At 72.0% G+C, this 17,819-nt stretch carries 17 protein-coding genes and 2 pseudogenes; 7 read left to right on the forward strand and 12 right to left on the reverse strand.

The window, feature by feature from the left end; translation table 11 throughout:
- A pseudogene (locus E1292_RS53520) lies at nt 1-148 on the reverse strand (cytochrome P450); the annotation flags it as partial.
- A 305-nt stretch (nt 149-453) separates the two neighbouring features.
- Between E1292_RS53520 and E1292_RS06285 the strand changes: the two are divergent.
- Nucleotides 454-3,606: a BTAD domain-containing putative transcriptional regulator gene (locus E1292_RS06285; RefSeq protein ID WP_165974414.1), complete on the forward strand. Its 3,153-nt coding sequence runs from the start codon at nt 454-456 to the stop codon at nt 3,604-3,606.
- Here E1292_RS06285 and E1292_RS06290 read toward each other — a convergent pair.
- Both E1292_RS06290 and E1292_RS06295 read right to left on the reverse strand, forming a co-directional pair.
- Nucleotides 3,590-4,330: an ABC transporter permease gene (locus tag E1292_RS06290; protein ID WP_220446686.1), complete on the reverse strand. Its 741-nt coding sequence runs from the start codon at nt 4,328-4,330 to the stop codon at nt 3,590-3,592. The two genes, E1292_RS06285 and E1292_RS06290, sit on opposite strands and share 17 nt — an antisense overlap.
- A 5-nt stretch (nt 4,331-4,335) precedes the next feature.
- Nucleotides 4,336-5,280, reverse strand: a complete 945-nt coding sequence (locus E1292_RS06295) for an ATP-binding cassette domain-containing protein (RefSeq protein WP_132592950.1) — start codon at nt 5,278-5,280, stop codon at nt 4,336-4,338.
- Nucleotides 5,281-5,409: 129 nt separating this feature from the next.
- Here E1292_RS06295 and E1292_RS06300 point away from each other — a divergent pair, with 129 nt between their 5' ends.
- Both E1292_RS06300 and E1292_RS06305 read left to right on the forward strand, forming a co-directional pair.
- A complete protein-coding gene (locus E1292_RS06300; RefSeq protein WP_132592952.1) occupies nt 5,410-5,754 on the forward strand; it encodes a hypothetical protein in 345 nt (114 codons plus the stop codon).
- Entirely contained in the window at nt 5,751-6,197 is a 447-nt protein-coding gene (locus tag E1292_RS06305) for a MerR family transcriptional regulator (RefSeq protein ID WP_220446687.1), read from the forward strand. Before E1292_RS06300 ends, E1292_RS06305 begins: the two co-directional genes overlap by 4 nt.
- Nucleotides 6,198-6,428: 231 nt before the next feature.
- On the opposite strand, the gene E1292_RS06315 is transcribed toward E1292_RS06305, so the two are convergent.
- Both E1292_RS06315 and E1292_RS06320 read right to left on the reverse strand, forming a co-directional pair.
- Nucleotides 6,429-6,764 (reverse strand): ArsR/SmtB family transcription factor, encoded by a 336-nt coding sequence (locus tag E1292_RS06315; RefSeq protein ID WP_132592954.1) that lies wholly within the window; start codon nt 6,762-6,764, stop codon nt 6,429-6,431.
- Between the two features lie 309 nt (nt 6,765-7,073).
- Nucleotides 7,074-7,529 carry a hypothetical protein gene (locus tag E1292_RS06320; protein WP_132592956.1) on the reverse strand — a complete coding sequence of 152 codons (456 nt, stop codon included), beginning with the start codon at nt 7,527-7,529 and terminating at the stop codon, nt 7,074-7,076.
- Nucleotides 7,530-7,714: 185 nt separating this feature from the next.
- Between E1292_RS06320 and E1292_RS06325 the strand changes: the two genes are divergently transcribed.
- Nucleotides 7,715-8,155 (forward strand): MarR family winged helix-turn-helix transcriptional regulator, encoded by a 441-nt coding sequence (locus tag E1292_RS06325; protein WP_132592958.1) that lies wholly within the window; start codon nt 7,715-7,717, stop codon nt 8,153-8,155.
- 103 nt (nt 8,156-8,258) lie between these two features.
- On the forward strand, nt 8,259-9,059 hold the full coding sequence (locus tag E1292_RS06330) for a class I SAM-dependent methyltransferase (protein ID WP_220446688.1): 801 nt from the start codon (nt 8,259-8,261) through the stop codon (nt 9,057-9,059).
- A gap of 52 nt (nt 9,060-9,111) precedes the next feature.
- Here E1292_RS06330 and E1292_RS06335 read toward each other — a convergent pair whose 3' ends face one another.
- The 4 genes from E1292_RS06335 to E1292_RS06350 form a co-directional block, all read right to left on the reverse strand.
- Nucleotides 9,112-9,762 carry a maltokinase N-terminal cap-like domain-containing protein gene (locus tag E1292_RS06335; RefSeq protein WP_132592960.1) on the reverse strand — a complete coding sequence of 217 codons (651 nt, stop codon included), beginning with the start codon at nt 9,760-9,762 and terminating at the stop codon, nt 9,112-9,114.
- A gap of 105 nt (nt 9,763-9,867) precedes the next feature.
- The gene (locus tag E1292_RS06340; protein WP_220446689.1) at nt 9,868-10,227 is read right to left on the reverse strand and encodes a hypothetical protein; all 360 of its coding nucleotides are present in this window, start codon (nt 10,225-10,227) and stop codon (nt 9,868-9,870) included.
- 103 nt (nt 10,228-10,330) lie between these two features.
- Nucleotides 10,331-12,478 carry an RNA polymerase recycling motor ATPase HelR gene (gene helR, locus E1292_RS06345; protein WP_132592962.1) on the reverse strand — a complete coding sequence of 716 codons (2,148 nt, stop codon included), beginning with the start codon at nt 12,476-12,478 and terminating at the stop codon, nt 10,331-10,333.
- A gap of 319 nt (nt 12,479-12,797) precedes the next feature.
- Nucleotides 12,798-13,736, reverse strand: a complete 939-nt coding sequence (locus tag E1292_RS06350) for an aldo/keto reductase (protein WP_132592964.1) — start codon at nt 13,734-13,736, stop codon at nt 12,798-12,800.
- 93 nt (nt 13,737-13,829) lie between these two features.
- Here E1292_RS06350 and E1292_RS06355 point away from each other — a divergent pair, with 93 nt between their 5' ends.
- Nucleotides 13,830-14,483 carry a TetR/AcrR family transcriptional regulator gene (locus tag E1292_RS06355; RefSeq protein ID WP_132592966.1) on the forward strand — a complete coding sequence of 218 codons (654 nt, stop codon included), beginning with the start codon at nt 13,830-13,832 and terminating at the stop codon, nt 14,481-14,483.
- Here the strand turns inward: E1292_RS06355 and E1292_RS52560 are convergent.
- Nucleotides 14,480-15,013 (reverse strand): ROK family protein, encoded by a 534-nt coding sequence (locus tag E1292_RS52560; protein WP_246089961.1) that lies wholly within the window; start codon nt 15,011-15,013, stop codon nt 14,480-14,482. The two genes, E1292_RS06355 and E1292_RS52560, sit on opposite strands and share 4 nt — an antisense overlap.
- On the opposite strand from E1292_RS52560, the pseudogene E1292_RS52570 reads away from it, so the two are divergent.
- Nucleotides 15,012-16,024: pseudogene (locus E1292_RS52570) on the forward strand (alpha-galactosidase). The gene E1292_RS52560 and the pseudogene E1292_RS52570 overlap by 2 nt on opposite strands.
- Here E1292_RS52570 and E1292_RS06365 read toward each other — a convergent pair.
- Entirely contained in the window at nt 16,014-16,673 is a 660-nt protein-coding gene (locus tag E1292_RS06365) for a response regulator (RefSeq protein WP_132592968.1), read from the reverse strand. The pseudogene E1292_RS52570 and the gene E1292_RS06365 overlap by 11 nt on opposite strands.
- The gene (locus E1292_RS06370; protein WP_220446692.1) at nt 16,670-17,773 is read right to left on the reverse strand and encodes a sensor histidine kinase; all 1,104 of its coding nucleotides are present in this window, start codon (nt 17,771-17,773) and stop codon (nt 16,670-16,672) included. The genes E1292_RS06365 and E1292_RS06370 overlap by 4 nt, the downstream gene beginning before the upstream one ends.
- Nucleotides 17,774-17,819: the final 46 nt, after the last annotated feature.

Below are 17,819 nucleotides of genomic sequence, written 5' to 3' on the forward strand. Positions count from 1 at the left end.
AACCGGTGACCAGCCAGCCCTGGTGCCCGTCGGGGAAGGGGAAGCGGCTGATCGGGCCGTGCTCGCGGGCGTCGATCAGCCCTGCCGGCGGGTCGAAGGGACAGCCGGGCTGACGCGCCGTCGGCATCGTGGAGACGATGTGTTCCATGGTCATTCCTCTCAAGGGCAGGCCGCACTGGCTGAACGTGTCCACCATCGCCGACCGCTCTGATACCGGGCCGTCGCCGTGCTGACACGGCCGCTGACACGACACCTCCATGGCCGGCGAGGCCGGAGCCGATCGGCCCCGGTGATTGGCCCGGCGACCGCCACGGCGACCGGGCACGGCGACAGCTGGGCGATCGGCCCCGTGATCGGCCCCGTGATCGGTCCCGTGATCGGCCCCGGTGATTGGCTCGTGATCCGTCCGGTGATCGGCTCGGGATGTCGTCGCGGTTCGGCAGAATGACTGATGTGCGCGTCGAATTGCTGGGACCGTTCGCGGTGCTGAACCGCGGTGGGGCCGTCGTGGAGGTTCCCGGCGTCCGGCTGCGTGCCCTGCTGGCCGCACTCGCCCTCCAGCCTGGCCGGATCGTCACCCGGTCGAGGCTGGTGGACTGGATCTGGGGGCAACGCCCGCCCGCCGACGAGGTGAACGCTCTGCAGGCGCTGGTGTCCAGGCTGCGCAGGGTGTTGCCGGAGGGTGTGATCGAGGCGGAGTCCGGCGGCTACCGGCTGGCCGTGGATCCCGACGCCGTGGACGTGTGCCGGTTCGAGCAGCTGGTGGGTCAGGCCCGTGCCGCCGAGCCCGCGGCGCGGGCGGAGCTGCTGCGCTCGGCCCTGGCGTTGTGGCGCGGCGCGCCCATGGCGGACATCGCCCTGGAGGGCAGCGATGCGTTCGACGCCGCCGTCGCGCGTCTGGACGAGCTCCACGTCGCCGCGCTCGGGGATCGGGTGGATGCCGACATCCGCCTCGGCCGTGGCTCGGCGCTGGTCTCCGAGCTGACCGGGCTGGTCGCCGCGTACCCGCTGCGGGAAGGGTTCGTGGCGGCGTTGATGCGCGCGCTCGCCGAGGCGGGGCGCGCGAACGAGGCGTTGACCCTCTACCAGCGGACGCGCGAGCGGCTCGCTGAGGAGCTGGGCGCCGATCCGTCGGCCGCGCTCTCCGCGCTGCACACCGCGCTGCTGCGGGGCGAGCTGGGCGAGCGGGCGGAGCACCGCAGGACGAACCTGCGCGCCGAGCTGACGAGTTTCGTCGGCCGGGACGATGATCTTTCCGCGGTCGCGGGTCTGGCCGTCAGGCACCGGCTGGTCACCTTGACGGGGGCGGGCGGCTCCGGCAAGACCAGGCTGGCCACGGAGACCGCGCGCACGATGCTTCCCGAGCTGCCGGACGGGGTGTGGCTGGTCGAACTGGCCTCGGTGCGAGCGGGCGGCGAGCTGGCGCAGGCCGCACTCACCGCGATCGGCCTGCGTGACCAGCCGCTGCTCGGTGGTGGTGCGCGGGGCGGGGAAACGATGGATCGGCTCGTCGCCGCGGTCCGGGAGCGCGCGATCCTGCTGATCCTGGACAACTGCGAGCACGTGATCGAGGCGGCCGCGGCCTTCGCGGACCGGCTGCTGGGGGAGTGCCGGAGGTTGCGGATCCTGGCCACGAGCAGGGAGCCGCTCGGCATCACAGGGGAGGTGCTGTGGCAGGTCGAGCCGCTCGCACTGCCCGTTGAGGGAGCGGACCCGTCCGAGGTCGGGGCCTCGCCCTCGGTGCGGCTGCTGCGGGACCGCGCGGATCTGGTGCGCAAGGACATCGGCTCCGACGCGCGCGCACTGTCGGCCATGGCGCGGATCTGCCGGGCGCTCGACGGGGTGCCGCTGGCGATCGAGCTGGCCGCGGCGCGGCTGCGTACGATGTCCGTCGATCAGCTGGCCCGCCGGCTCGACGATCGCTTCCGCCTGCTGACCGGCGGCAGCCGTACGGCGCTCGCCCGGCACAGGACGCTGCGCGCGGTCGTGGACTGGAGCTGGGATCTGCTGACCGAGGCCGAGCGCGGCGTGCTGCGGCGGCTGTCGGTGTTCGCCGGCGGGGCGAGCCTGGAGGCGGCCGAACGGGTGTGCCGGGACGAGGGGGTCGCCGGGGAGCAGGTGCTCGAACTGCTGACCGCGTTGATGGAGAAGTCGCTGGTGCTCGCCGACGGCGCCGGCGCGCCACGCTACCGGATGCTCGACACCATCAGGGAATACGCGGCGTACCGGCTCGCCGAGGCCGGGGAGACCGAGGCGGCGCGCCGGGCGCACCTTGACTACTTCACCGAGCTGGCCGAGACGGCCGACCCGCACCTGCGCCGGGCCGAGCAGCTGGAATGGTTGTCCACGCTCGAGGCCGAGCACGACAACATCAGCGCGGCCCTGCGCGGGGCGATCGCCGAGGGACGGGCCGAGGAGGCGATGCGGCTGGCCGGGGCCGCGGGCTGGTACTACTTCCTCAGCGGGCACAGGGCGGAGGGCGCCGAGTTGAGCATCGCGGCGACCTCGCTGCCCGGCGAGGTCGCCGATGAGGTGCGGGCGCTGGCGTACCTCATCGTGACGGTGTTCGTGACGTCCGGAGTCAGCGGCGATCAGTATCAGGCGCGGGAGTTGATCCACGAGGCGCACCGGTTCGCCCAGCGCAGTGGGGCGAGCCATCCGCTGCTCAAGTTCGCCAGGGTGCTGGAGCTGACGCTGCAGGGCCCGGCGGAGCTCCTGCCCGCGTTCGAGCCGCTCATCGCGGGTGACGATCCCTGGGTGCGCGCGCAGGCCAGGCTCACTCGTGGCCGGTTCCGGCTCACGTTCGGCGGCGACGAGACCGACGTGGACAACGACGCCGAGATCGCCCTTGCCGAGTTCCGCACGCTGGGCGACCGGATGGGGATCTCGCTGGCGCTGACCTTCCTGGCCGATCGGCTCGCCACGCGCGGCGAGTTCGCACGCGCCTGTGAGCACTACGAAGAGGCGGTCGTGGCGCTGTCCGAGGTGGGCGCGACCGAGGACGTGGTCGGCATGCGGGCGCGGCTGGCCCAGCTGTACTGGCTGCTCGGCGATGAGCAGTCCAGCGCTTCCGCCACGGCGGAAGCGCAGCGGTGCGCGGGCGGGATCGCCTGGCCGGACGCGCTTGTCGAGCTGGCTCTCTCGAATGCGGAGCTGGCGCGCTGGCGCGGCGAGCCGGACCAGGTACACGAGCACCTGGCCACAGTGCGGGGGGTGCTGGGCGACGCGGCGATGGCCGACTCCGTCCGTGCCATGACCATGCACCTGTACGGCTACCTCACCGACGATCTGGAGAAGGCCCGCGCGTATCGGGCCGAGGCGTTGCGCGCGGCCCAGTCCGTGGAGCGCACCTTCCCACCGACGATCGCCAACATGTTGATCGGGATCGCGGACCTCGCGCTGCGCCAGGGGCAGTACGAGCAGGCCGTGCGACTGCTCGCGGCGAGCGAGGGCGTGCGCGGTACACCGGACCGTTCGCAGCCGGACGTTTCCCGGATCGCCGCGGAGGCGCGCGACCGCCTCGGCGAGAGCGCGTTCGCCGAGGCGGCCCGTGACGGGCGGCGGCGCGATTGGCGTGAGCTGGCCGCGATCACACTCGCTTCGTGAACGACACGCGCGCCCACACGTAGCCGATCGACGCGAGCCCCGCACACCAGGCGATCGCCGTGATCGCCGAGCCCGCGGATGGCGTGCCGGTCAGCAGCCCGCGCAGCGTCTCGATGATCGACGTGAACGGTTGGTGTTCGGCGAACTGCCGCGCGCCCGGCCCCATCTTGTCGGCGGGCACGAAGGCGCTGCTCAGGAAGGGAAGGAGCATCAGCGGGACGGCGGCGAGACCCGCGCTTTCCGGCGTTTTCGCCGCGAGTCCGAACGCGACGGTCAGCCAGCCGATCGCCACCACCGTCAACACGACGAGGCCGATCGCGCCGAGCCACTCCGGAAGACCCGCCGACGGCCGGAATCCCATCAGGAACGCGACCCCGACGACGAACGCGATGGCCACCAGGCTCCGCAGCATGGTCGCGATCACGTGCGCGTTCAGCAGCGCGGCCCTGGACACGTCCATGACGCGAAGCCGGTTGACGAACCCGCTCGTCATGTCGGAGTTCACCGCGGTCGCGGTGGGACTGATGCCGTAGCAGATGGTCGTCATGATCAATCCGGGCGTCGCGTAGTCGGCGTAGTCGACGCCGACGTCGAACGCGTCGCCGAGGATGTAGACCATCAGGAACATCAGAACGATCGGCATGACGATGGCGTTGAACAGCGCCAGCGGGTTGCGCATCGTGTGCCGGAAGTTGCGCCGCAACATGGTCGCGGAATCCACCATGACCTTCATCGTGCGTTGACCTCCTTGCTCGCGTGACCGGTGAGGGCCAGGAAGACGTCGTCCAGGTCGGGTGTGTGCACCGAGAGTTCCTCGGCTTCGACGGAATGCGCGTCGAGCCGTTCGAGCAGCGCGCGCAGCGACCTCACCCCGCCGTCGCCGGGCACCCGCAGGGTCAGCTCTTCGTCGTCCCTCGTGGACTCGGGCAGGATCCGCGCCGCGAGGTCGAGTGCGGGCCGGTGAGCGAACCGGAGCCGGACATGGCTGCCGGGAACGCGGCGCTTGAGCTCGGCGGCGGTGCCCTCGGCGACCAGCCGGCCCCGATCGAGTACGGCGATCCGGTCGGCGAGCTGGTCGGCCTCCTCGAGATACTGGGTGGTGAGGAAGATGGTCGTGCCGTCGGCGACCAGTTCCCGGATGATCTCCCACATGGTGCGGCGGCTGCGCGGATCGAGACCCGTCGTGGGCTCGTCCAGGAAGATGATCTGCGGCTTGCCGACCAGCGTCATGGCGAGATCCAGCTTGCGGCGCATGCCGCCGGAGTACGACACGGCCGGCTTGCCCGCCGCCTCGACCAGGTCGAACCTGTCGAGCAGCCGGCCGGCGACGCGTCGGCCCCGATCCTTGGGCAGGTGCAGGAGGTCCGCCATCAGCAGCAGGTTCTCCTCGCCGGTGAGCAGGTCGTCCACCGAAGCGAACTGCCCGGTGACCCCGATCGCCGCGCGCACCGCCCTGGTCTCCGTGGCCCCGTCGTGCCCGGCGACGACCACCTTGCCGGCGTCCGGGGCCAGCAGCGTGGTCAGCACGTTCACCGTCGTGGTCTTCCCCGCGCCGTTGGGCCCGAGCAGGGCGAAGATCGTGCCGGCCCGGACATCCAGGTCGATGCCGTCGACCACGACCTTGTCTTTGTACGCCTTCCGCAGCCCCGAGGCCGCGATCGCTGAACCGTTCATGGCGTCCACCATCGGCGACCGCTCTGACACCGGGCCGTCGCCGTGCTGACGCCGCCGCTGACACGACCGTTCGGCGACGACCCGCAGGGGGTTGCATCCGGTACCCAGGTACAGGTTTACCGTCGAGACATGGCACAACACATCGACCTGGCCTGGGCCCCTTCGTCGTGCACGCTGCCCACCGCGGAGCAGCCGCTGCGCCTGGCCGAGTTCGACACCCTGTTCGCCGACGCGGTGCGGAGCGTGGCCCGGCCCGATCGCACGCGGCTACGCCTGGACCTCGTCCTCAGCCCCGGCAACGCCTCACGGGCCGCCGGGCTGGCCGCGCGGGAGAACGGCTGCTGCTCGTTCTTCACCTTCACCCTCACCATCGCGGAGGGCGGCCTGGCGCTGGACGTGACCGTACCGCCCGAGCACGTCGAGGTGCTGGACGCCCTGCAGGCACGCGCCGGCGCGGCGGGGCGGCCGACGTGAGGCAGGACATCGACGGTCCGTACCTGCGCAGCGGGCAGGTGGCCGAGCAGGCCGGGGTCAACCCGCAGACCTTGCGTTACTACGAGCGCCGCGGCCTGATCGCCGAACCGCGGCGCAGCCCCGGCGGGCACCGCGCCTACCCGCCCGACACCGTCACCCTGCTGACCGTGATCAAAGCAGCCCAGCGGCTCGGCTTCACCCTGGACGAGGTGGCCGAGCTGATCGACACCGGCCGGCGCGGTCACCCCACCCCGGACCTGCGCGCCCGCGCCCAGGACAAGATCGCCGAGGTGGACGCGAAGATCGCTGACCTGACCACCATCCGGGCGGCGCTCACCGCGGTGGTCGACGCCGGCTGCGACAGCCTGACCCACTGCACCTGCCCCGACTGCCCGCTGCCGTTCGCCGACCTGGCCGAAGGCCGGGCCCGCGACGAGAACTGATCGCCTGGGCCCCCGCTCCGGGCCAGCCGCAGTTTCCTCCTCCGGAGGCGGACACCTCGGCCAGCGGCAGCGGGGTGGACAGCAGGCCGCCGCTGATGCCGGTGGCCAGGCCGGCCCGCTGCCGCTGCGCTTCGGCCAGGCCGGAGGAGCACACGCCGGTCTCGAACAGTTCGAGCTGGACGTCGCCGGCCGGCCCGACCGGGCCCGCGCCGATCACGACGACGCGGCCGGTCAGCCGCACCCGCCGCCGGGAGTCTCCTCGGCCGGCGGGCAGCAGGCGTCGAGGCTGGCCTTCAGGTCCATCAGCGCCTTGCGGATCCGGGCCGGGTCGGCACGGTAGTAGACCGTCTTCCACTCCCGCCGGGAGGTCAGCACGCCGCCCTCGCGCAGGGTCGCCAGATGGGTGGAGGTGGCCGACTGGGCCAGCGACATGCGTTCGGCGACCTCGTTGACGGTCAGCTCGGCGCCGCCGTCGAACAGCTCCATGATCTGCTGGCGCGTCTCGCTGGCCAGCGCTTTGAGGAAGCCGCGAGCCTCGGTGCTCAGCTCGAACGCATTCGTCGCCATGGTCATAGCATCACCCCGACCGAATCATATTGTGATTTCTGGATATGAGGATATGATGCGGCGGTCATCGGAGCCGGCCAGTCCGGCCTGCCGCTTACAGCGCCCTGCCCGGCCAAGCGTTCCCCGGCGATCCCGATCACTACCCCAGCCGGGACGAAGTCGTGGCCTACGTGCGGAGTCCGGCGGCGCCGGTCAGGACAACCGTCTCCATCGTCATGCCGGCAGTATGCCGACGCCGTCCGACACTCCCGCCCGCAGGAGGGGCCCTTCGCCGCCGCACGCCGTTCGGGCCCGCTCGCGATCGGGACGTCACACCCTCCAGGTGCTGGTGCACTTGGCCGCGCTGCCACCGAGGCCGGGCTGCTTCGTGCAGGCCTTGTACAGCCAGTTGGCTTTGGCCCGGTGTCCCTGGCTGTAGGTCGTGTTCTTGATCGACAGCGGTTGCGGCGAGCTCTCCCACTTCCCCTTCGAAGGGTTGTAGACCGACAGCCACAGATGATTGCCGTTCGCTCCGGAATTCTTCGGGACACGAGCCCAGATGTAGGTGTTCGCTCCCCACTTTCCCGAACGAAGCTGCAGCGTGTAGGTCTTCTTGGCGACGGTGACCTTCTTCGTCGTCAGGTTGCCGACGTTGGTGGCGTATTTCGGCGCGCTCGCCGACCAGTAACCCGCCGCCTGGGCGCTGGAGGCGGACATGGCCAGAGCGGCCGACGCCGCCAGGACGACAGTGCCCATGGACGCGACGCGCCCCACGATTCTCCGCATGCGTGCGATCTTCTCCTTCTCCCGGCCTCTTGGGTCCGGGTCGGCTGACTCCGGCCCGTCAAACGCTAGGGAGCGGCGGTATATCCGGGGTATGCCGCCCGATTGATCTGTCCGGGCGGGTCCGGCCTCGTCACCTGCGTCGGCAGCACGTTCATTGGCTGCGCCAACGATGTAGGGTGGCTGTCGTGGAAGAGACCCCTGCACGCCTGAGCGCTAAGCCGAGCTGGCTGCTCACCCAGCTGGCAGTGCACGCTCACCGGTTGGCGTCCGACGGCTTCGGCAAGGCGGGTGCGCGCGGATACCACTACCGCATCCTGGCCGCGCTGGCCGAGTTCGGGGTGGCCAGCCAGGCCGAGCTCGGCCGCCGGTGCAACATGGACCGCAGCGACGTCGTGGCGGCGATCAACGAACTGGCCGAGCAGGGGTTCGTCGAGCGCACGCCGGACCCTGACGACCGAAGGCGCAACATGGTGACCCTCACCGGGGCGGGCGACCGGCAACTGCGACGCCTGGACCGAGCCCTCGAGAAGGTGCAGGACGATCTGCTCGGACCGCTTCTGGCCGAGGACAGGCAGACCCTGACCCGCCTGCTCGCTCGGCTGCTCGCGCACCACCAACGGGGGTGAGGGGAGCCGGTCCGGGGTAGGCGCCGACGCGCCGCCACCGCGACCCGGCACAAGCTGACCTCCAGGCCTCGCCGCCCGGCCGGGCCGCGCGAAAAGATCGAGCATGAACGGCGCGGCTCGTGTCAGGATGCTCGGCATGTCCAACCGCGCATTGAGCTTCGGGGTGATGGCGGAAGCATACGAACGGTTCCGGCCGGGATACCCTGTGCAGCTTTTCGACATGGTGATGGCGTACGCGGCCCAGCCCGTTCCGACCGCCCTCGAGATCGGCGCCGGCACGGGCAAGGCAACCCGCCTGTTCGCCCAGCGAGGGATCACCGTCACCGCCACCGAGCCTGATGGGGCCATGCTCGCCGAGCTGCGCAAGCACGTGCCTGCGAACGTCAGCACCGTGCGAGCCGCCTTCGAGGACCTGCGGCCGGGCGAGACGTACGGGCTGGTCTACGCGGCGGCGGCGTTGCACTGGACGAACCCGGAGGACCGGTGGTCCCGCATGGCGGCGCTGCTCGAGCCGGGCGGCGTGTTCGCCTCGTTCGGCGGTCCCGTGCGGCCGGCTGACCCGGCCGTGGAGGAAGCCGTTCGCGTGGCACGGTCACCGTTCCTGGCCGGCGACGAGATCCCGTCTCCTGACGGGACGCCTCCGGAGCAGGACATGCAGTGGCCGGGTACGGAGCTCCAGCGGTCCGCGTGGTTCGCCGATGTCCGGCAGTCCGTGGTCGAGCGGCGGTTGACGATGAGTGCTCGCGACTACGTCGGTTATCTCTCGACCGTCTCGGCGTATCTCGTCCTGCCGGCCGTGGAGCAGGAGCAGGTGTTCAGCCGCATCATGCGGGCTCTGCCCGCGACGGTCGAGATCGTCGCCGACGTCACCGTCCATGTCGCGCGCCGGCGCCGGGAGCCCTAGTCCGCGCTGGTGGAATACGTGACGACACTCATCCCCGGCGGCGCGCGGAGACCTACGTACGAGGGTGCAGGACGACGAACAACCCCCGGGCCCGGGAGCCGTCCGGCAACCGCCAGGAGCCGGCGACGTGGCCGAGCGCTCGCGGGGGAAGGGACGGCGCGTCGTCCGGTGAGGGACGCAGGGCCCGGTGCAATCGGAGGGCCGTAGCCCGCGACGCGGGCAGCAGGGTGCCCTCCTGGTCGTCGGTGGCGGCGGTGAAGCCGGCGAGGCCGTCACCGCTGTAGGACCGGGTGACCTCCCGGTCGGGGGTGTCGCTGGTGTTCTGGTCCTGGGCCTGGACGCGGCCCTCGATCAGGGCCAGCAACTGGGCGACGAGCACCGGGTCGTGGCAGCCGTCGTAGGCCCAGCGCCGCCCCAGCACGCCGTGCTCCATGGTGCCGACGAGAGCGTGCTCGGCCCCGTCGAGCGGGGCGCCGCGATAGGTGAGCGGCACCAGGTAGCTGGTCGGGTGGGCGCCGGAGCTGTCGGTGACCACCATGAACTCGATCCCGACCTCACCCTGCGGGTCGTCCAGCCGGAAGCCGCCGGCCTTGGCCAGTTCGGGTGCGCCCGCGCCGCCGAGGTACCACGGCCGGGTGGGGAGCCACGAGGTGAGGAGCTCCAGCTTGGTCGGCTTGAGGGCGGTGCGGTGGATGACGGCCATGCCGGGTTCTCTTCCGCTGCGGGCGTACGGTCTGGTCGTTGCTGGCAAGGCCCACGAGCTCCCCCGGAGATCGTGGACCCGGCCATCGTGCCACGTCGTCCCGGCTCACGCGTCGCCGGGGTCGCGCAGCGCCAGTGCCTGGGCGTCGGCCAGCCCTTTCCTGGCTGCGATCCTGCGCCGTGCCCGCACCTGCGCGCTCGTGTGCGGGCGGTATTTCGGCTCCCTCCCGCAACCGCACGTCTCGAAGCCTTCGTACCGGAGCCCCGCTCCCAGCACGGCCGCGACGGCCGCCCATTCGCGGTCCTTCGTCCTGCGCGGGGCGGCGAAGTCATGGCCGGCGAAGAGCATCGGCCGGCGGCAGCGCGTGCACAGGTGCTCCGCGCCGTCCCAGGCCAGCTTGCGGCTCTGCCGGCAGGAGACGCACACGTAGTGGACCTTGTAGGTGACCTCCGCGTATGTGCACACATGACCAGAGTACCCGCGGGCTTCGGCGAAGATCGTCACGCTTGCGCCCCCAGACCCGAGGCGCCCGGGCCACGGGCGAGGAGACCGTCGCCCGCCGCCGACGTCAGGAGCTCGTGAGGATGACGAGTTGCCGGGTCGCTCGGGTCATGGCGACATAGTGGTCGACCGCTCCTTCGACGCCCGTGCCGAACGCCTCCGGGTCGACGAGCACCACGAGGTCGAACTCGAGCCCCTTGGCCAGCTCCGGGGTCAGCGACCGGACGCGGGGGGCCGCCTGGAACGCGGGGTCGCCGATGACGCAGGCGGTCCCGTCGGCGTGGGCGGCGAGCCAGGCGTCGAGGATCGAGCCCAGATCCGAGGTGGATCCGTGTACGACGGGGACGCCGCTGCTGCGGATGGAGGTCGGCACGTTGGCGTCCGGGAGCACGGCCCGGATGACCGGCTCGGCTTCCGCCATGATCTCTTCCGGCGTCCGGTAGTTGATGCTCAGGGAGGCCAGGTTGACCCGGTCGAGCCCGATCCGTTCGAGCCGTTCCTGCCACGACTCCGTGAACCCGTGCCTGGCCTGGGCGCGGTCCCCGACGATGGTGAAGCTCCTGGACGGGCACCGGAGCAGCAACATCTGCCATTCCGCGTCGGTCAGTTCCTGGGCCTCGTCCACGACGATGTGGGCGAACGGGCCGGCGAGCAGGTCGGGTTCGGCGCCGGGCAGTGCGTTCTCGTCGACCAGGGCGTCGCGCAGGTCCCGTCCGTGCAGCATCGTCACGACGCCTTCGCCGTCGTCGTCGGCCTCGAGAAGGTGGTCGACGACGCCGGCCATGCGCTCGCGTTCGGCGGCGATGGACGCTTCTTGGCGGCGCCTACGCCGTGACGTCTCCGGATCGCCGAGCCGTTGCCGTGCGGCGTCAAGGAGCGGCAGGTCGGACACCGTCCAGGCCTGGGCGTTCTCGCGCTGCAGCAGCAGGACGTCCTCGCGGCTGAGCCAGGGGGCGCACTTGCGCAGGTAGGCCGGCACCGACCACAGGTCTCCGACCAGGTCGGCCGCCTCGATCACCGGCCACGCGCGGTTGAAGGTCGTGAGCAGTTCCCTGTTCTGCAGCAGCGACCTGCGGAGCAGGTCGAGGGAGATGTCGCCGTCGTGCTTGTCGGCCACGATCGTGAGCAGTTCCTCCCAGATCTGGTCACGCGCCTCGTTGTGCGGGGTGCCGGGTTCCGGCGCCTCGAACGCCTCGGCCCAGTCGTCGGCGCTCAGCCAGATGTCGGACCAGTGGGTCGTGACCGCCATCCCCTTGGTGGGCGGGTTCTCGTAGAACCTGACGGCCGGCTCGATCGCCTTGATCAGGTCCGCGGACGACTTCAGGCGGGCCACGTCCGGGTCGGTCTCGATCGCCGCGCCGGCTCCCTCGGCGACGAGGTCCCGCAGGGTGCAGGTCTGTACGCCCTCCTCGCCGAGGCTGGGGAGCACGTCGGAGACGTAGGCCAGGTAGGGCTGGTGGGGGCCGACGAACAGCACGCCGCCCCGGCGGTGACCGAGGCGCGGGTCGGAGTAGAGGAGGTAGGCGGAGCGGTGCAGGGCGACGACGGTCTTGCCCGTGCCGGGGCCGCCGTCGACGACGAGGGCGCCGCGGGATCCGGCGCGGATGATGGCGTCCTGGTCGGCCTGGATGGTGCCGAGCACGTCGCGCATCCGGGGTGACCTGCTGCTGCCCAGGCTGGCGATGAAGGCGGACTGGTCGTCGAGCGCGGCGTGCCCTTCGATCCGGTCGGGGGTGAACACCTCGTCCCAGTAGTCGCTGATCCGGCCGCGGGTCCAGCGGTACCTTCGGCGGCTGGCCAGGCCCATCGGGTTGGCGTGGGTGGCGCCGAAGAACGGCTCGGCCGCGGGGGAGCGCCAGTCGAGCAGCAGCCGGCGGCCCGCGCTGTCCGTGAGGCCGAGCCGTCCGACGTACACGGGTTCGGGGTGGTCCGCGCCGACCATGTGCCCGAGGCACAGGTCCAGGCCGAAGCGGCGCAGGGCACGCAGGCGAGCGGTCAGCCGGTGGATCTCCAGGTCCCGGTCCAGCGCCTGCCGCCCTTTGCCGCCGGGCGCCCTGCGCTCGGCTTCGAGGCGGTCCGACAGCTCGGCGATCGACTGCTCGAGGCTCTCCGCGATGGCCGCGAAGTGCTGCTCATCGCCGGCGATCAGCGCCGGGTCGGCCTTGGGGGCGAGGTGGTCGGGAAGGTCAAACGCGCTGGTGGTCAGCGGGTTCACGTCAGCAGCTCCGATCTGAGGGCGCGTGGGCCATCGCCGTCCTGGGACACGCCGGCTGGGGCGGCCTTGGTCGTCGCGCCCGCGCCGCCGTGGCGTACGACGGCGCATCCCCCGTTCACGCAGGTTGTTCCGGCCTTGGCCGACGATTGTGCGGCACGACCCGGGTCTTGCCGCAAGCCCCCCGGTGCGCTATAGGTTGAGAGTGGAAAGGAGTGGGAGTCCCCTTTCCCCTCTGGTCCGCTGTGGACGGACGACCTCTTCGCGAAGCCGCCGCCCTCGTTCCGGACGCCCAGGACCGGAGAACGGCTTCCGGCGTCCTTCAGAGCCGTATGTCGGCGGAGCGCGACGGCACTACGTCGAGAGCGGCGAGCGTCGCGTCGTCGAACGTGATGGCGCCGGCGGCGACGTTCGCCTCGAGGTGGCCGGGGTTCGCGGTGCCGGGGATGAGCAGCACGTTCGGGGCGTGCCGGAGCAGCCAGGCGAGGCCGACCTGTGACGGGGTGCAGCCGATGGACGCGGCCGCGTCGCGGACCGCCGGCTCGTCGGTCACCTTCGGCATCTGCGGGAACGCGCCGCCGAGCGGGAAGAACGGCACCCAGGCGATCCCTTCGCCGGCGCAGAGCCGGACCAGGTCCTCGTCGGCGCGCGTCACGAGGCTGTACGCGTTCTGCACGCAGGCGATGCCCGCAGGGAGCGCCCGGCGCAGCCCGTCGAGGGTCACGCTGCCCAGGCCGATCGCGCCGATCTTGCCTTCGTCGCGCATCGCCGTCATCACCGCGAGCTGGTCGTCGAGGTCGACCACCTGGTCGCCCACGGCCCGGACTCCGGGGCCGATGTCGAGCCGCCGGAGGTTCACGACCGGCAGCCGGTCGAGGCCGAGGCTCCTGAGGTTGTCCTCGACGCTCGCCCGGAGCTCCTCGGGACGTTGCGCGGTGCGGAGCGGGAGGGGGCCGCCGGGGTCGGGGTCGGCGCCGATCTTGGTCACGACGACGACGCCGTCCTCGGGGCGCACGGCCTCGCGGATGATCTCGTTGACGAAGCCGTTGCCGTAGAACTGGGCGGTGTCGATGTGGTCGACGCCGAGCTCGACGGCGCGCCGGAGCAGCGCGACGGCTGCGCTCCTGTCGCCGTGCAGGCGCTCGATCTGCATCGCGCCGTATCCGACTCGGGAGACGGTGTGGCCGGCGAGCCGGCCGGAGCCGCCGGGGCGCGGAACGCCGGTGGCCGTGACGTCGAAGGATGAGGTGCCGGTTGGCATGATGGAAGTTCCGTCCGTCCTACGTGAGAGGGCAGAGAAAGCGGAGGGGCCTCCGCTGCGACCGACTGTAGCACTATCGGAGGTGCCTCCGTTTTGAGTTCCCCGGAATCGACGCCCACCGCTGCCCGTACCGGCCGTCCTGTCCGCGCCCATGCCCGGCGCAACCGCGAGACCCTCATCGCCGTCGCGCGGGCCACCTTCGCGGCCGCCGAGGGCACCGTCTCGCTCGAGGGCATCGCCCGGGACGCCGGGGTCGGGATCGGCACGCTCTATCGCCACTTCCCCACCCGCGAGGCGCTCGTCGAGGCCGTCTACGCCGCCGAACTCGACGACGTCACCGCCGGCGCCTCGACCCTGCTCGACGAGTTCCCTCCCGAGGTCGCGCTCCGCGAATGGATGGACCGTTACGCGGCGTTCGTCGCGACGAAGCGCGGAATGGTCGACACGCTCCGCGCCGGCTGGGCCTCCGGACGGATCGCGACACCGACCACCAGAGAGCGCATCACCGCCGCGCTCGGGATGATCCTCGCGAGCGGCGCACAGGCCGGCACGCTCCGCGCGGACGTCGATCCCGACGATGTCACCGCGATGCTCCTCGGGGTGTTCCTGTCCACGGCCGCGAGCGACCGGTGGGAGCAGACCGGCCGGCTGCTCGACCTGGTGATAGACGCCCTCCGCCCCTCAGGAGCACCCACCCGGCCCTGCCGCGGCGGGGACGCGGCGGGCGGGAGCCGGCCCTCTCCCTAGTCGCTGAAGGTCACGAAACTCTGGATGGCGACCACGGCGCCGCCGCGGGCCCATTCGCGGAAGTCGTCCGCCTCGATCACCACGTCGGCCGAGCCCGGCACGCCCCGCCGGTTCGCGGTGAGCGCCGAGTCGAGGTCGTCCTTGCCGACGCGGGCCAGTTCGACGCCCTCGCCCGCCAGGATCACCGTCTTCACCATGGAGATCGTCGTGATGTGCGCGATGAGCCTGCCGAGGGCCCGCGCGGCCTCCCGGACCACGCCCAGGCACACCTGCTCGCCGGCCGCGGCGCCCCGCATGACCTCCTCGTACGTCACCGCCCGCCGCAGCCCGAGCCCGGCGGAGATCTCGATCGAGTCGCTGGACAGGTACGCCGAGGCGCAGCCGCGGTGACCTTCCGTGCACATGGGCCCGCCGGGGCTCAGCACGGCCGCCGCGACGACAGCGCCGGGCTCGGCGACTGGCACGTCGACGCGGACGTGTGACCCGATCGGGCTGCATCCGCTGGTCGAGCGGGTCAGGGAGCTCGGCATGCAGTTCGGGCTCTGGCTGGAGCCCGACATGATCAACCCGGACTCCGACCTGGCCCGCGCCCACCCCGGCTGGATCCTGCGGACCGGCGACCGCCTCCCGCCCGGCACCAGCAGGTCCTCGACCTCACCAATCCCGAGGCGTACGCCGCTATCAAGGAGCGGCTGCTCGCCCTGATCACCGAGTACGACCTCGACTTCGTCAAGTGGGACCACAACCGCGACCTCGTGGACGCCGGGTCCACGATCCGCGAGGGCCGCGCCTCGGTCCACGCCCAGACCCTGGCCGTCCACCGGCTGCTCGACGAGATCCGCGCCGCGCACCCCCGGCTGGAGATCGAGTCGTGCTCCTCCGGCGGCGCCCGCGTCGACCTCGGCATCCTGGAGCGCACCGACCGCGTCTGGGCCAGCGACTGCATCGACCCCGCCGAACGCCGGCAGATCATGCGCTGGACCGCCCAGCTGCTGCCGCCCGAGCTGGTCGGCAGCCACATCGGCGCCGGCCGCTCCCACACCACCGGCCGCCGCCATGAGCTCTCGTTCCGGGCCGCTACCGCCTTCTTCGGCCACTACGGCATCGAGTGGGACCTCACCTCGCTCACCGACGCCGAGCTCGACGAGCTGGCCGGCTGGATCTCCCTGCACAAGCGGCACCGCCGCCTGCTGCACACCGGCACGATGGTCTGCCTGGACGACACGCCGGAAGGCGTGTCGGCGCACGGCGTCGTCGCCGCAGACGCCGGCGAGGCCGTCTACGAGATCGCCGTGCTGGACCGCCCGGCCACCTGGCCGCCCGGCCTCATCCGGCTCCCCGGGCTCGACCAGGACACCGTCTACCGCGTTCGCCCGCTCGTGCCCGTGACCTCACGCGGGGCCGCGCCCGCCTGGCTGTCCGGCGGCGCCGAGCTGCCCGGTTCGGCGCCGGCCACCGCGGGCGTCGCGGTGCCGCCGCTGTTCCCCGAACAGTCCGTGCTCGTCCACCTCGAGGCCGTGACCCCGGCCGCTACGGCGTGACGGCGCCGCTCTCCCACGCCCAGACGGCGATGCCCACGCGGTTGCGGGTGCCGAGCTTGCGCTGGATGCCGGCGATGTGGTTCTTGACCGTGCCGGGCGAGATGAACAGGACGGCGGCGATCTCGGCGTTGGTGTGGCCGCGGGAGACCAGCCGGGCGATCTGGAGCTCGCGATCGGTGAGGGCCGGTTCCCCCCGCGCCGCCCTGGGAGGGGGCGTCATGAGGTGCCGCAGGAGCCTTACGGTGATCTGCGGGCTGATGAGGGTATCGCCGGACATGGCGGCGCGGACGGCCTCGGCCAGCAGGGCCGGGCCCGAGCGTTTCAGCAGGAAACCGCAGGCGCCGTTGCGCAGCGCGGTGTGGACGTACTCGTCGAGGTCGAAGGTGGTGACGACCACGACGCGGATGGGGTCGGCCACGTCCGGTCCGGCGAGCAGGCGGGTGACCTCGAGCCCGTCGACGCCGGGCATCCGGATGTCGGCCAGCACCACGTCCGGGCGCAGGTGACGGGCCTGTTCGACGGCGGTGGCGCCGCAGGCGGCCTCGGCGACGACGGTCATGTCGGGCTGGCTGTCCAGGATGATCCGGAAGGCGTGGCGGATGTTCTCCTGGTCGTCGGCGATCAGGATGCGCGTCGGACCGGGGGTCATGCGCGGACCTGCCGGGTGCCTTCGGGCGCGGGAGCCAGCGGGACGGTGGCGGCGACGCGCCATCCGCCGGGAGCGTGCGGGCCGGCGGTGAGCGTGCCGCCGAGGGCTTCGACGCGTTCGGTCAGACCGGCCAGGCCGAGACCGCCGCCACGGGCCACGCCGCGGGGGGAGTGCCCGGCCACGGCGTCATCGGTCACGGTGACCACGAGAGCGTCGGCGGCCGGGGTGCCGCGGACGCTCACCTCCACCCGGCTCGCCGTCGCCGCGTGGCGGCGTACGTTGGTCAGCGACTCGACGACGACGCGGTACGCCGTGGCGGCCACCTCGCGGGATACGCCGCCGGGGGCGTCGACGTCGAGGTGGACCGTCGCGGTGCCCGAGGACGAGAACCTCTCGGCCAGCTCCCGGAGGTCGGCCAGGCCGGGCAGCGGTGTGCGGTGCGCCGGCTGCTCGGCGGCGAGATCGTCCTCGTGCAGCATCCGTACAGTCCGGTCCATCGACGCCAGCGCCTGCAGCGCGGCGTGCTCGATGCGCCGGAACGCCGCCACCGACTCCCGCGGGTCCCGCTCGGCGAGGATCTGCCCGGCCTGGGCCTGGGCGAGCATCTCGCTGACGTCGTGGGCGACGAAGTCGTGCAGGTCGCGGGCGAGCTGTGCGCGCTGCGCCTGGCGGGCCGCACGCACCGAACGGGCCCGGTAGTCGTCCAGCGACCGCAGATAGAGCCCGACCATGGCCGCGAGCACCGCGGACAACACCCATACGGCGAAGCCGGCCAGTGCCGCCAGAGTCGGTGTTCCCGTGCCGAAGCGCAGCAGGAGGACCGGCATGGCGCAGCCGGCCAGCGCCGCGGAGACCAGCGCGTGCCGGGCGGGCGCGACCCGGACCGTCACCAGGATCAGGATCAGCAGGCAGGCGGACTCGCCGAGCAGCCAGCCACTCGCGGCGCCCTCCTGCCGCTGCTCCTCGCCGAGCAGCAGGAGGCCGCCGGTCACGGCCAGCGACACGACGCCCGCCGCGCACGTGGCCGCCGCGACGCGCCGGCCCGCGACCGCACCGGCCCGCCGACGCCACCACAGGGCTCTTCCGCTTTCCGCGCGCACATGTCGAGCTTAGACATCCGGTACCGCATCTCACCTGTGCCGAACG

It is taken from the genome of Nonomuraea deserti (genome assembly GCF_004348685.1).
GTDB classification, from domain to species: Bacteria; Actinomycetota; Actinomycetes; order Streptosporangiales; family Streptosporangiaceae; genus Nonomuraea; species Nonomuraea deserti.

What these genes read in the sequence shown, in the direction of transcription:
- E1292_RS06365 (WP_132592968.1), bottom strand. Translation starts at nt 16,673, where the DNA reads ATGACCCCCGGTCCGACGCGCATCCTGATCGCCGACGACCAGGAGAAC.
- E1292_RS06320 (WP_132592956.1), bottom strand. Translation starts at nt 7,529, where the DNA reads ATGCGGAGAATCGTGGGGCGCGTCGCGTCCATGGGCACTGTCGTCCTG.
- E1292_RS06335 (WP_132592960.1), bottom strand. Translation starts at nt 9,762, where the DNA reads ATGGCCGTCATCCACCGCACCGCCCTCAAGCCGACCAAGCTGGAGCTC.
- E1292_RS06315 (WP_132592954.1), bottom strand. Translation starts at nt 6,764, where the DNA reads ATGGCGACGAATGCGTTCGAGCTGAGCACCGAGGCTCGCGGCTTCCTC.
- E1292_RS06290 (WP_220446686.1), bottom strand. Translation starts at nt 4,330, where the DNA reads ATGGTGGATTCCGCGACCATGTTGCGGCGCAACTTCCGGCACACGATG.
- E1292_RS06295 (WP_132592950.1), bottom strand. Translation starts at nt 5,280, where the DNA reads ATGAACGGTTCAGCGATCGCGGCCTCGGGGCTGCGGAAGGCGTACAAA.
- E1292_RS06300 (WP_132592952.1), top strand. Translation starts at nt 5,410, where the DNA reads ATGGCACAACACATCGACCTGGCCTGGGCCCCTTCGTCGTGCACGCTG.
- E1292_RS06330 (WP_220446688.1), top strand. Translation starts at nt 8,259, where the DNA reads ATGAACGGCGCGGCTCGTGTCAGGATGCTCGGCATGTCCAACCGCGCA.
- E1292_RS52560 (WP_246089961.1), bottom strand. Translation starts at nt 15,013, where the DNA reads ATGCCGAGCTCCCTGACCCGCTCGACCAGCGGATGCAGCCCGATCGGG.
- E1292_RS06350 (WP_132592964.1), bottom strand. Translation starts at nt 13,736, where the DNA reads ATGCCAACCGGCACCTCATCCTTCGACGTCACGGCCACCGGCGTTCCG.